The organism is Sporosarcina sp. FA9, assembly GCF_051550205.1.
In the GTDB taxonomy this organism is placed as follows: Bacteria; Bacillota; Bacilli; order Bacillales_A; family Planococcaceae; genus Sporosarcina.
This window is the reverse complement of record NZ_CP188819.1, coordinates 2,513,151-2,526,056: the sequence shown is the minus strand read 5'-3', so window position 1 is coordinate 2,526,056 and position 12,906 is coordinate 2,513,151. Positions and strand designations below refer to the sequence as shown.

Here is a 12,906-nt window from a genome sequence, read left to right as displayed (position 1 = left end):
GTATGGATTAAATCATAAATGATATTCATTTTTATGTTAATCTTTATTTATATAATTGAGAATTGCTTGAAATGATTCCAGATCCGGATTGAATAAAAGGACTGGTAGAAAAGTAAAAGAGAATAACAAAAGAAGATTTGCACCTAGAAATGCACGAGCAATTTTTTTGATTTTCATTGATATACCATCCTCCATTATCAAATTTTTTGAAAATAAATCATTATCGAATCATCATTTAACGACTCCTCCGAATAATTAGATAATACTCCTTTCTTCGCTAAATTAAAAGCTTTTTTTTAATTAAATCAATATTTTAATAATAGTATGCTTAAATTCAAGTGAAATTAGTCTGTTAAATACATTTTGACAAGTAGGTTTCGCTATTAATATTCTATGCTTAACAAGTAGAACTTTCTTTTATTCTGTAAAAATGAATGGAGTGATTATGTTGAATATGCAAAACACAAGAATGAAAATAATAACCATTGTACTAATTGTTATGGCAATTTGTGTTATTTCTTTGTGGATGCTTACAGGTAAATGGATAAAGGATGGTAATAAAATAGAAGCCGATGGAACAAATGAGTATGCAATCATACTCGGGGCAAAAGTGAATGGAGATACACCTTCACTCTCTTTACGTTATCGGCTAGATGCTGCATTGGACTATGGAAATAAATATAACCATGTAAAATTTATATTATCGGGTGGACAAGGTCCTGATGAAAATAGTACTGAAGCAGAGGCAATGAGGCGATTTCTTGTTGCGAATGGAATTGATGAAAAGCGACTAATTTTAGAGACAAAATCGACTACGACTTATGAGAACATCGTTTTCTCGAAAGAGTTGTTGCCAGAAAAAGTTACGAGCGTAACAGTTATTACGAGTGATTATCATATTGCCAGAACGAGGTTCATTGCACGTAAATTGGGTTTGAAATCGGATTCAGTAGCCGGAAAAACACCTGGAATAGTTGAGTTGAAACTAAACACACGGGAACGGATAGCTTTGATAAAAACGTATATTGTAGGGAAATAATCATTTGTTATGTCTGCTGATTCTTTTGAAATGTTTGCGTCGAATTCTGATATACGACTAATTGTATGCATATCGGGCTTGTCACAAAAGTAAACTTAGATAAGAATATTTTATCTATGAAAGGCAGATGATTTTGTTGCAAATTCACGTTGTTCAAAAAGGACAAAGTTTGTATGGTATTTCGCAAGCTTATGGGCTCACTTACCAAGAAGTAGCCGTAGCTAATGAAATACCAGATCCATCCCGCCTTGTAGTAGGTCAGGCATTGGTTATACCGATTACTGGAAAGTACCATTTGGTTCGACCTGGTCAATCGCTTTACATCATATCCAAACTGTACGGTATGACACCGGAAAATTTAGCGAAAATTAATGGAATAACAACTTCACAAATTTTACATGTGGGGCAGCGTCTTTATATTCCACAAACGACAAAACCTCCACTTGAAGTATTGCTTTACGTTGAACCCCGAAATCCGGTTTCAGATGCAATGATTCAAGAGGTTAAGGCCCGTGTTCATTCACTTACGTATCTTGCTATGTTTAGTTATCAAGTTAACCGAAATGGATCACTAACGATGCCAACAACAAATGATATTCCGAGTATCGCCACTTCATCTGGAGCTGCGAATGCTATGGTAATCACTAATTTAGAAAACTATGCATTTAGCCCAGAATTGGCACATGGAATATTCATCAATGAAACTGCTCAAAATCAGTTGTTTGGTAATATTATTCAAATAGCAAATGAGGTTGGTTACAAAGATATTCATTTTGATTTTGAATTTATAAATCCTGATGATCGGCAATTGTATAATACCTTTCTAAGAAAAGCACGCGACCGATTTCATCTCGCTGGCTTAACATTATCCACAGCAGTGGCTCCTAAAACGAGTGATGTAAAAACGGGGATTTACGGAGCTCATGATTATGCAGCCCTTGGAGAAATAACAGACTTTGTTGCACTTATGACCTATGAATGGGGATATACTTATAGTGAACCGCAAGCTGTTAGTCCTATTAAGCCCGTTCGCAATGTTGTAGAGTTTGCCCTAACTCAAATACCAGCAAATAAACTTTATTTAGGACAAAACTTGTATGGATATGATTGGTCCTCACCGTTTCCACCTCAAGGCGGAGTAGCAGCAAAGGCAGTAAGTCCGCAAGAGGCGATTGCCATTGCATTAAAAGAGAATGCTGAAATTCAATACGACTACGTGGCACAAGCGCCATTTTTCAAGTACTGGGATGATAATGGTGTATATCATGAAGTATGGTTTGAAGATGCACGAAGCATTCAAGCAAAATTTGATTTGATTAAAGAATTAAAATTACGCGGAATTATGTATTGGAAACTCGGCTTATCATTTCCGCAAAATTGGTTGTTGCTGGAAGATAATTTCAAAGTAACGAAGATTACTTAAAATTTGATAGCAAAAAGAATCTAAAGGAATCAACCTATGTATTACTCTAGGATTTATCAATCACGATTTCCAAGTGTTATCTAACGTATGCAATGTTATAAACCCAGCCACATTCACATTAGATGATGAGCTGGGTATTTTGATGTTTTAAAGGACCGACTTTCCAGAAATGTGCGCCTCAATCGGGCTGAAATATGATGAAATAGTAACAATTAAGTGTAGAATTTTAACATTATACGATACAATAGTAGAAAGAATCCACTGGTATACTTAGGAGCCTAATCTTTTGTTTGAAGTCATTAATAAATGAGGCCCAATTAGATGCTGCAAGTCCTTTACCTAGAGAAGCATTAAATGGCCGGAGAATGAACTAAGGGAATCAATGGAAAAACACAGATTGAACTCCCATAAAGGTGAAATTAAATATTAGGCTACATAAAAATTAATACTACAAAATTAAGTACTACAGAAGTAGCTGGAATAATTACAGAAAGGTTTAGATTATAATTCTTTATGGATGGTTTAGCCCAAATGGTAAAAATATAGAGATAGTTACCGATAGCGATAGATATGTGAAATTAACAAAGCACGATTCAGCAGATTTATACGGAATATTAACAGGAGAAGAATTTAAAAATTGATTCCCTATTTTCGTATACTCTTAAATTAACGTTCGCGATTCTGAAATAAGGATCTACGCCACTTCAGTAATTGGCCCAAATAATAAAAATGATCACATTAGGGGGAGTTAAATGAATTACGTTAAAGAATTAAGAAAATTAGTTGGGCATAGACCTTTAATACTGCCAGGTTCAGTGGTCTTGATACTTAATAATAAAAATGAATTACTGTTGCAACATAGGGCTGACGGTAGTTGGGGATTGCCAGGTGGTATTATGGAGTTGGGGGAAAGTTTAGAAGAAACAGCACGACGAGAAGTAAAAGAGGAAACGGGCCTAGATGTAGGAAACTTGAAATTATTAAACGTTTTCTCGGGTAAAGATTATTATTTGAAAGTTTCAAATGGCGATGAATTATATTCAGTAACCGCAGTATATGTAACGAATGAAGCTAATGGAATCATACAAATTGATCACAATGAGTCTATAGATGTTCAATATTTTAAACTTGATGCCCTACCAAAAAACTTAACAAATGGAACCCAAAACTTTATTAACTCGATAAATTGAAAAGTTGTAAATCAATTACCGTGTCTATATCGGGCCATTTAGTTGAAAATATAAGTAAGGGGAAACTTACATGATATACGTAAATGTTAGAGCAATCATTGAAAGAAATGGAAAGAATGGAACTGAAATCGTTATACAAAAAAGGGTTAAATCTAATGAAAATGAAACACCTTATGAGCTGCCTGGAGGAAGGTTAGAGGAATTCGAGTCATTTATGGAAGGACTTAAGAGAGAAGTACAGGAAGAAACAGGGTTACATATAACAAAGGTTTTTGGGGATGAAACTAGAATTGAAACTAATGATGTGGATTCAAATGTGGAAGTGATGAAGCCTTTTGCTGTTTATCAAACGACAACTGGTCCAGTAGATTCATTAGGCGTTTATTTTAGATGTGAAGCCTCTGGTAATTTAGTTATTGAAGGTGATGGTACTGAAGATATAAAGTGGATTTCAGTAGATGAGCTACAGCATTCACTAGAGAAGGATTTAATCGATTTTAGTTGGGTGGACAAGTCGGGAATCATGTATTATTTGAAATGGTATTATGCAGAAAAACAACAAATTGATTAGTATACTGCCTAATTTATTCTGGAAAAGCATTCATTAAATTTTCGCTAAAAACTTTACTAAAGCTTTTTATTATATTGGAGTGGTCATATTGAAAAATGTTTATATTGTAAGGCATTGTGAGGCGGAAGGACAATCCTTCTATGCGAAACTTACAGAAAAAGGGTTTAATCAAGCTTTAGACTTATCTAGTTTCTTGTCTGAAATTAAAGTCGATCGGATTATTTCGAGTCCGTATGAACGCGCTATTCAATCTATCCAACCCCTTGCAAACCAATTGAATATCGAGATTGAAATTGATGGAAAACTAACGGAACGTGTGCTTAGCACTAAAGATATTTCAGACTGGGAGGACAAGCTAAGAACAACTTTTGAGGATGTTGAACTGAAATTTGAAGGTGGAGAGTCCAGTCAAGAAGCAAAGGAACGAATAGTGGATGTTGTTGAAAATGTGTTCAATGATGTATCTGAAAATACAATTATTGTTACACACGGGAATTTGATGTCATTACTTCTAAATAATTATAATAAAACTTTTGGTTTTAATGATTGGCAAGATCTTACTAATCCGGATGTGTATGTTTTAAGAGAGATTGGTAATAAAGTAACTTATGAACGATTATGGAATTGAACCCGGATTTTATACAATAGATGCGATTCTAGAAGGAAAACTGTGCTTAAATTGGGCTAAATTTTTGTCGAAGAGATCAATTAGACAAGTAGTTTGCAGGCATATACTTATACCTGTACTTTCCAATACCTAAATGGATAGTTAGCTATGATCCATAATCGGTCTTTTTATATATATTTATTGTGCGAAACAACTCCTAAAGTGACAACCTAAGAAAGAGCGGAGTCTGTTTTTTTGTTATACTATTAATAAATCAATTTATAGATTAAACGAAAAGAGGCTTCAATCATTGATAAAAACAATTATATTCGACTTAGATGATACATTATTATGGGATAAAAAAAGTGTCGAAACTGCATTTAAAAGAACTTGTGAAAAGGCTGCAATAAAGTACAAAGAACTGAACCCGAAAGTATTAGAGCAAGCTGTTAGAAACGAAGCAAGAGACCTTTACGCAACATACGATACATATGAGTACACGCAAATGATTGGCATTAATCCCTTTGAAGGTTTATGGGGGACGTTTGATGATGTAGGTAGTGATTTTCAAAAAATGAAAGAGATTGTCCCGGCATATCAACAAGAAGCATGGACAAAAGGGCTGCTTCGTATTGGAATTGATGACGCAAAATTAGGGCTGGAGCTCGCTCAAACATTTCCGCAAGAAAGAAGAAAGTCTCCATTTGTTTATGAGGAAACGTTTAAAGTTCTAGATGCATTAATAGGTAAATACCAACTCATTTTGTTGACGAATGGTTCTCCTAGTCTTCAAGAAATAAAGTTACAAATAACACCGGAAATCGCACCTTACTTTAACCATATCATTATTTCTGGAGCTTTTGGAAAAGGGAAGCCTGACCCATCTATTTTTCATCATGTTCTTGAACGAAGCAATACATCAGCTGAAGAAGCTTTAATGGTAGGGGATAACTTAATGACAGATATATTAGGGGCATCCCAAGTTGGTATGAAATCTGTTTGGATAAACCGTGAAAACAAAGAACCTATGGAAGATGTACAGCCAACATATGAAATCAAAAATTTAGAAGAACTTTTCACGATTATAAAATAAAAGAGGCCATTTAGGCCTCTTTTTTCTACTTAAAATTATAAGTCAATCGCAATTGCTTCATAAATATCATCAAGTTCTACTAAATCTTTCACATCGTAATTATCAACGTATTTATCAATCGTTAGCATCATAATTGCTTCTCCGCCAATGATTGTTCTACCAACTTGCATTGCTGCAATGTTAATATTTTCTTTTGCTAAAAGTGTACCGACGCGGCCAATTGCACCAGGTTGGTCTTTATGTTTAATGTAAAGTAAATGCCCTTCTGGTACAACATCTACCGGGTAATCATCTACTTTTACAATACGAGCACCAAGTCCATTTAATAGGGTTCCAGCAACACGGCGTAGTCCATTTGTTGTCTTTACTTCAACGGTCAATAAGTTCAAGAAACCTTTTGCAGTTGAAGATTTATTTTCATTTACTTTTATTCCAATGCGATCTGCTAAGAACTTCGCATTCACATCATTTACGTGATCACCTAGATTGCGTTTGAGTAGCCCTTTCAACGTATTGCGTGTTAATGGACGTACATCATAACTCGCAACTTCTCCTGAATAAAAGATGTTGACTTCCTCTATAACGCCATCCGACAAACTAGACAAGAACGCACCGAGCTTTTCAGACAAATCGAAGAATGGTTCAATCTTAAGCATTACTTCTTTTGATACAGAATGTAGATTTACTGGGTTTTGAACTAGTCCACCATTAAGAAAGCTCACAACGTCAATACTAACATCAACAGCAACACTTTCTTGTGCCTCAAATGTACTTGCGCCTAAATGTGGTGTTGCAATTACTTCTGGAAGTGTAAGCAATTTATGATCTAAAAAGGGCTCTTGTTCAAAAACATCAAGTGCTGCACCTGCAACTTTTTTAGAGACGATTGCATCGTATAAAGCATCCTCGTCAATAATCCCACCACGAGCGCAGTTTATTATTTGAACGCCGTCTTTCATTATTTCAAAAGCTTCTTTATTAATCAAATGACGTGTTTCTTTCAGTAAAGGCGTATGTACTGTAATAAAATCCGCGGCTTTTAGTACATCTTCTACAGAGCCGAAATCAATACCCAGTTTTCTCGCTTTTTCTTCAGTCAGGAACGGATCATAAGCAATGACATTCATTCGTTGTCCTTTTGCCCGTGCTGCAACTTCCGCACCGATACGACCAAGTCCTACAACACCTAATGTTTTATTTTTGAGTTCAACACCAATAAATGCTTTTCGGTCCCATTGTTTGTTTTTTAGTGAATTGAAAGCTTGTGGTATTTTACGTGCCATTGACATTAACATAGCCATCGTGTGTTCGGCAGCAGAATTTGTATTGCCATCCGGAGCATTTACTACGATTATTCCTCTTTCAGTAGCCGCATCCAAATCAATATTATCGACACCAACACCAGCGCGTCCAATAATCTTTAACTTTGTTCCTTTTTCAATAATTTCCCGTGTGACTTGTGTTTGACTGCGGACAAGAAGTGCATCGAAGTCACCAATTTTTAAAGCTAATTCTTCTGGTGTACTGTTTGTATCTATGACGATATTCATACCTTCTGCTTGTCTTAACGGATAGATTCCTTCTTCACTAAGCGGATCGCTAATTAATATATTAAAAGCCATTTAAACTATCACTCCTTGTTCTAAATAGATTTTTTGTGCAGCTGCTGTTCCTTTGCCAAGTTCGGTTTTTCTTCCAACGAGATTTAAGCCAATTTCAATCGCGCTAATTGTTTGGAGGATGTCGGCGGGAGAACAATATCCCATATGTCCTATGCGGAAAATCTTCCCACTCAAATGTTGCTGACCACCAGCAACTGTAAGTCCGAATTGTTTTTTGAGTACTTTTCGGAAATCTTCTGAGTTAAAATCATTTGGTTGTACAGCAGTTACTGTTGGAGACGCGAATTCATCACTTGTAAGAAGGGGGATATCAAGTGCTTTAAATGCTGCACGAGTCATATTCATCAATAATTGATGTCTCTTATAAACAAGATCCAAACCTTCTTTTTCCATCAAATTTAGAACTTGTTCAAGTCCGAATATAAGGGATAAGGCAGGTGTGAAGGGTGTTGTGTCTTTTAAAATATTGTCTTTGTACTTAACTAAATCAAAGTAAAATCGTGGTCTACTATTTGTCTTAATTCTATTCCATGCTTTTTCACTTACTGCAATGAAGGCAAGACCAGCAGGGAGCATGAATGCTTTTTGTGAGCCAGTGACCATAACATCTATTCCCCAGTCGTCCATTTTTGTTTCTACTCCACCAACACAAGAGACGCCATCTACTACAAATAGTGCTTCAGATGCTTCATGTACAGCCTCAGAAATCTCTTTTATTGGATTTAAAATACCTGTTGAAGTTTCACAATAAGTCGAAAACACGGCTTTTATTTCTGGATGATCTTTTAAATAGTTTTTAACGTCTTGTGGATTAATTGCTTTTCCCCACTCCACATCAATTTGGTGTGTTTTAATGGAGTACGCATCGCAAATTTTTGCAAAGCGTTCGCCGAATGCACCGGAAATTAGTATTAACACTTCATCATTAGGTTGAACGATATTTACTACTGCGGCTTCTAAACCAGAAGTACCGCTACCAGTTAAAATAAGTACATCTTGTGACGTTCCTAAGACTTTTTTCAGTTTTGATGAAATTGTTTCTAACATTGCAGATGTTTCTTGTCCACGGTGACCAATCATCGGTTGACTCATTGCCCTTTGAACACTTGGTGGAATTGGACTAGGTCCTGGAATTCTAAGTATTTGCTGATCTTGTAACATATTTCATTCTCCTCCCAATTTTTAAAAATAAAAAAAAGCATTCCTCCCCTTACAAAATGTAAGGGGCGAAAAGCTAAAATACTCACGCGGTACCACCCTTTTTTGCTCATTCAAAAAGAATAAGCCTGGTTATCATGCGTAACGTGCATGTTTCGAATAGGTGTACTAAAGGATTCGACCTATCTATTCCAGAGTGCTACTCTACGCTAGAAAACGCTGATTCACACCAACCATCAGCTCTCTAAAGAATTCTTAATCGCAAAGTGTATCTCCTTCAAAATATTTAGAACTAATATAGAATTAGAATTTATCATACCAAATTATTTGCGAAAGTCAAAGGCAATACAACAATTAATTGTGAACAATATATTTGGAATTTAGATGTTATATGAAAATAATTTCCGATATTGAGTTGTTAATATTCAGTATTTCGTATAAAATACATAGAATCAAATAAATTAGAAAATAAGTATAGTGTACAGTTTTCAACTTGTAGTTGTTAGATTGTTCCTTTACTGACTATGAATGAATGTATATATGAATGAATGAAGGGACTGGACCTAATATGAAAAACATAAACGATACCACTCGGGATGCAAAGAAACTAGCAAATGATTATGTTCATGGAGTATATGAGTTGCTAAAAAGAAGAAATTCTGACGAAAAAGAATTTTTACAAGCTACAAGAGAGATTTTTGACTCACTGAGACCGGTCTTTGCAAAACATCCTGAATATATTTTAAACGGTGTGTTAGAACGTTTGACTGAACCAGATAGAATTATTACATTTCGTGTTGCTTGGGAAGACGATCAAGGTAAAGTACATGTGAATAGAGGGTACCGCGTTCAATTTAATAGCGATTTGGGACCGTATAAGGGTGGTATTCGTTTTCATCCTTCAGTAAATACAAGCATTATGAAGTTTCTTGCTTTTGAACAGATTTTTAAAAATGCATTAACAGGACAGCCGATTGGCGCAGGTAAAGGTGGTTCAGACTTCGATCCAAAAGGGAAGTCCGAAAGAGAAATTATGCGCTTTGTTCAAAGCTTTATTACTGAGTTAAGTAAATATATTGGTCCAGATATGGATGTTCCCGCAGGTGATATCGGCGTTGGGAAACGGGAAATTGGGTATATGTTTGGTCAATACAATCGTTTGAAAGGCGGCTATGAGGCAGGTGTTTTCACTGGGAAAGATCCTGAACACGGGGGAAGTCTGGGAAGAAAAGAAGCGACGGGCTATGGCACTGTATATTTTGTAGAAGAAATGTTGAAAGATAAAGGTCTAAGTTTTTCCGGTAGTACAGTCATTGTGTCGGGTTCGGGTAATGTTTCGACATATGCAATCGATAAGGCAATTCAACTTGGTGCAAAAGTAATTGCGTGCAGTGATTCTAGTGGATATGTTTACGATGAAAAAGGAATAGATTTGAAAACAATAAAATACTTAAAAGAAGAAAACAACTTCCGCATACAAGATTACGTTAAAGTACATCCACATGCAGAGTTCAATGATGATTGCTCGAAAATATGGACAATTCCATGCGATATTGCCCTACCATGTGCAACTCAAAATGAGATTGATGAAAAGTCAGCAAGAATTCTAGTTCAGAATTCTGTTAAGGCGGTTGGTGAAGGTGCTAACATGCCTTGCACAATGGAAGCAATCAATCGATTCGTTGATAATGATGTTTTATTCGCACCAGCTAAAGCCGCAAACGCGGGTGGTGTAGCCGTCTCTGCTATGGAAATGTCACAAAATAGTATGAGACTGAGCTGGACAACAGAAGAAGTAGATGAAAAGTTGCTTCAAATAATGAAGGATATTTATAGTAGGTGTTTGTACGCTGCCGAAACGTATGGAAAACCTGGAAACTTAATTGTTGGTGCAAATATTGCAGGATTTTTAAAAGTTGCGGATGCGATGGTTGCTCACGGTATTCGATAAAAGATTGATAAGTGAACTTTTGATAAAGGTGAGGCTTTGCTAAGTATATTAGCAGAGCCTTTTTATTTTAATTATTTTTATTTTTCGGATGAAAAAGCTTGTGATTTGTTATTGATATGTTATTATAAAAATACTACAGGATGTATAAAGATGCATCCGCATTCGGAAGGAGATTTTATTAATGACAAAGAAAAAAGTGGTTTTAGCATATTCAGGCGGTTTAGATACATCAGTAGCAGTACAGTGGCTTACAGATCAGGGCTATGCAGTTATTGCATGTTGCTTAGATGTTGGTGAAGGGAAGAACTTAAAAGAGATTCAAGAAAAAGCAATTAAAGTTGGGGCTGTCAATAGCTATGTAATTGATGCTAAAGAAGAATTTGCAAATGAGTATGCATTATTAGCTTTGCAAGCACATGCATATTATGAGGATAAATATCCACTGGTTTCGGCGCTTTCGCGTCCTTTAATTTCGAAAAAACTCGTAGAAATTGCTGAAAAAGAAGGAGCAACAGCTGTAGCACATGGTTGTACAGGTAAAGGAAATGACCAAGTACGCTTTGAAGTTGCCATTAAAGCTTTAAACCCTTCACTTGAAGTTATTGCGCCAGTACGTGAATGGGCGTGGTCTCGTGAAGAGGAAATCGAATACGCTATGGAGAAGAATATTCCAATTCCAATCAATCTTGATAGCCCATATTCAATTGACCAAAACCTATGGGGACGAAGCAATGAGTGTGGAATATTAGAAGATCCATGGGCAACACCACCGGAAGGTGCTTACGGGTTAACTGTCGCTCTGGAAGATACTCCGAATACGCCTGATATAATTGAAATTGACTTTGAAAAGGGTGTTCCGGTTAGCATAAATGGAGAAAAATATAAACTGAGCGAACTAATTATACATTTGAACGAGATTGCTGGTAAGCATGGAATTGGCAGAATCGATCATGTTGAGAATCGTTTGATTGGTATTAAATCCCGTGAAGTTTATGAATGTCCAGGGGCAATTACTCTTTTAAAAGCTCATAAAGAATTAGAAGATATAACACTTATAAAGGACATTGCACATTTCAAGCCAGTTGTTGCGAAAAAGCTAACTGAACTTATTTATGAAGGATTATGGTTCTCACCACTTCGCAATGCGCTAGAAGCATTTTTGAAAGATACACAGCAGTATGTGAATGGAACTGTTCGAGTAAAACTTTTCAAAGGTCATGCCATTGTTGAGGGAAGAAAATCACCAAACTCACTGTATGACGAAAAACTAGCCACATATACAGCAGACGATGCATTTGACCAGTCTGCAGCTGTGGGATTCATCAAACTTTGGGGGTTACCCACGGAAGTCCACAGCATGATTCACAGGAAAGAAAGCGTGAAATAGTAAATTGAAAAACACCTCTCTTCCAATCATTACCGACTGGAATAGAGGTGTTTTTTTAAATTAAACTGCTAATTGAATGATATGTTGGTTGTTGTTTATCGAATGTTGCGATATGTTTAAAGCCTATAGACTGTAATAATTGAAGGGACTCTTTAAACTCAAATGCTAGCTCAGATACCCTATGTGCATCGGAGCCAAGTGTAATAATCTCTCCACCACATTGTTTGTATAGCTTTAGAATATCGTCACTTGGGAGCCCGTTTGGCATACCGTATCGGACACCGGAGGTATTCAATTCGATTCCTTTACCATCTGGGATAATTACATTAAAAATTTCTTTTAGAATATCATGAAAATTATTATCGCAATGTTCTAAAAGGGAATACCTTTTTACTAAGTCAACATGACCGAGAATGGAGTACTGTTTAAAGTTTTTTACACAGTATAGAAGTTCTTCATAATAAACTTGAAAGGCTTGCTCAATTGTTTTGTTTTTAAATAAATCGCCTGAATGCAAACCTTTCTTTTCTGTTGTATGCATTGAACAAATGACAAAATCAAATTCATTGGTTTCCATTAATGCATCATACTTATGTAATATATGAGGTTGAACTCCAAGTTCTATACCTTTTTTTATACGAATTCTACCGTCGTATTTAGCTTGTAGCTCCTTGATTTTTTGATTGTACTCATTCAAATCAAAATCAAAAAGTATGGTTTCATCGGGATATTCGTAATCGATATGTTCAGTAAAACAAATTTCTGTTAGCCCTTTTTCAATTGCACCTAATACCATACTTTCCATCGAAACTGAACAATCGGCTGAAAAGTCACTATGCATATGGTAATCGAACATAATCATTTG

Annotated in this window: 12 protein-coding genes and 1 other annotated feature; of the genes, 8 read left to right on the top strand and 4 right to left on the bottom strand. The window is 35.8% G+C overall.

The window, feature by feature from the left end; translation table 11 throughout:
* Positions 1 to 36 precede the first annotated feature (36 nt).
* A complete protein-coding gene (locus tag ACP8HH_RS12610) occupies positions 37 to 177 on the bottom strand; it encodes a hypothetical protein (RefSeq protein WP_438311817.1) in 141 nt (46 codons plus the stop codon).
* A gap of 253 nt (positions 178 to 430) precedes the next feature.
* On the opposite strand from ACP8HH_RS12610, the gene ACP8HH_RS12605 reads away from it, so the two are divergent.
* The 6 genes from ACP8HH_RS12605 to ACP8HH_RS12580 all read left to right on the top strand — a co-directional run bounded on the left by ACP8HH_RS12605 (position 431) and on the right by ACP8HH_RS12580 (position 5,923).
* Positions 431 to 1,039 (top strand): YdcF family protein, encoded by a 609-nt coding sequence (locus ACP8HH_RS12605; protein WP_438311815.1) that lies wholly within the window; start codon positions 431 to 433, stop codon positions 1,037 to 1,039.
* Positions 1,040 to 1,175: 136 nt separating this feature from the next.
* Positions 1,176 to 2,462, top strand: coding sequence for a LysM peptidoglycan-binding domain-containing protein (locus ACP8HH_RS12600; RefSeq protein WP_438311813.1), 1,287 nt, complete (start codon positions 1,176 to 1,178; stop codon positions 2,460 to 2,462).
* A 752-nt stretch (positions 2,463 to 3,214) separates the two neighbouring features.
* The gene (locus ACP8HH_RS12595) at positions 3,215 to 3,652 is read left to right on the top strand and encodes an NUDIX hydrolase (RefSeq protein ID WP_438311811.1); all 438 of its coding nucleotides are present in this window, start codon (positions 3,215 to 3,217) and stop codon (positions 3,650 to 3,652) included.
* Positions 3,653 to 3,722: 70 nt separating this feature from the next.
* On the top strand, positions 3,723 to 4,223 hold the full coding sequence (locus ACP8HH_RS12590; protein ID WP_438311809.1) for an NUDIX hydrolase: 501 nt from the start codon (positions 3,723 to 3,725) through the stop codon (positions 4,221 to 4,223).
* Positions 4,224 to 4,302: 79 nt separating this feature from the next.
* Positions 4,303 to 4,851, top strand: a complete 549-nt coding sequence (locus ACP8HH_RS12585; RefSeq protein ID WP_438311807.1) for a histidine phosphatase family protein — start codon at positions 4,303 to 4,305, stop codon at positions 4,849 to 4,851.
* A 289-nt stretch (positions 4,852 to 5,140) separates the two neighbouring features.
* Positions 5,141 to 5,923 (top strand): HAD family hydrolase, encoded by a 783-nt coding sequence (locus ACP8HH_RS12580; RefSeq protein ID WP_438311805.1) that lies wholly within the window; start codon positions 5,141 to 5,143, stop codon positions 5,921 to 5,923.
* Positions 5,924 to 5,958: 35 nt separating this feature from the next.
* Here ACP8HH_RS12580 and serA read toward each other — a convergent pair whose 3' ends face one another.
* Positions 5,959 to 7,545 (bottom strand): phosphoglycerate dehydrogenase, encoded by a 1,587-nt coding sequence (gene serA, locus ACP8HH_RS12575; RefSeq protein ID WP_438311803.1) that lies wholly within the window; start codon positions 7,543 to 7,545, stop codon positions 5,959 to 5,961.
* Positions 7,546 to 8,706, bottom strand: coding sequence for a pyridoxal-phosphate-dependent aminotransferase family protein (locus ACP8HH_RS12570; protein ID WP_438311801.1), 1,161 nt, complete (start codon positions 8,704 to 8,706; stop codon positions 7,546 to 7,548).
* Positions 8,707 to 8,764: 58 nt separating this feature from the next.
* Positions 8,765 to 8,993 (bottom strand) — a binding site (T-box leader).
* 278 nt (positions 8,994 to 9,271) lie between these two features.
* Between ACP8HH_RS12570 and gdhA the strand changes: the two genes are divergently transcribed.
* Entirely contained in the window at positions 9,272 to 10,654 is a 1,383-nt protein-coding gene (gene gdhA, locus ACP8HH_RS12565) for an NADP-specific glutamate dehydrogenase (RefSeq protein WP_438311800.1), read from the top strand.
* 181 nt (positions 10,655 to 10,835) lie between these two features.
* Positions 10,836 to 12,041 (top strand): argininosuccinate synthase, encoded by a 1,206-nt coding sequence (locus ACP8HH_RS12560; protein ID WP_438311797.1) that lies wholly within the window; start codon positions 10,836 to 10,838, stop codon positions 12,039 to 12,041.
* A 55-nt stretch (positions 12,042 to 12,096) separates the two neighbouring features.
* Here the strand turns inward: ACP8HH_RS12560 and ACP8HH_RS12555 are convergent, their stop codons facing one another.
* The gene (locus ACP8HH_RS12555; protein WP_438311794.1) at positions 12,097 to 12,897 is read right to left on the bottom strand and encodes a histidinol-phosphatase HisJ family protein; all 801 of its coding nucleotides are present in this window, start codon (positions 12,895 to 12,897) and stop codon (positions 12,097 to 12,099) included.
* Between the last annotated feature and the right edge of the window lie 9 nt (positions 12,898 to 12,906).

Bases quoted from the DNA above. Each gene is read 5' to 3' on its own strand.
- ACP8HH_RS12610 (WP_438311817.1), bottom strand. From the start codon at position 177: ATGAAAATCAAAAAAATTGCTCGTGCATTTCTAGGTGCAAATCTTCTT.
- ACP8HH_RS12605 (WP_438311815.1), top strand. From the start codon at position 431: ATGAATGGAGTGATTATGTTGAATATGCAAAACACAAGAATGAAAATA.
- ACP8HH_RS12595 (WP_438311811.1), top strand. From the start codon at position 3,215: ATGAATTACGTTAAAGAATTAAGAAAATTAGTTGGGCATAGACCTTTA.
- ACP8HH_RS12590 (WP_438311809.1), top strand. From the start codon at position 3,723: ATGATATACGTAAATGTTAGAGCAATCATTGAAAGAAATGGAAAGAAT.
- serA (WP_438311803.1), bottom strand. From the start codon at position 7,545: ATGGCTTTTAATATATTAATTAGCGATCCGCTTAGTGAAGAAGGAATC.
- ACP8HH_RS12570 (WP_438311801.1), bottom strand. From the start codon at position 8,706: ATGTTACAAGATCAGCAAATACTTAGAATTCCAGGACCTAGTCCAATT.
- gdhA (WP_438311800.1), top strand. From the start codon at position 9,272: ATGAAAAACATAAACGATACCACTCGGGATGCAAAGAAACTAGCAAAT.
- ACP8HH_RS12560 (WP_438311797.1), top strand. From the start codon at position 10,836: ATGACAAAGAAAAAAGTGGTTTTAGCATATTCAGGCGGTTTAGATACA.
- ACP8HH_RS12555 (WP_438311794.1), bottom strand. From the start codon at position 12,897: ATGTTCGATTACCATATGCATAGTGACTTTTCAGCCGATTGTTCAGTT.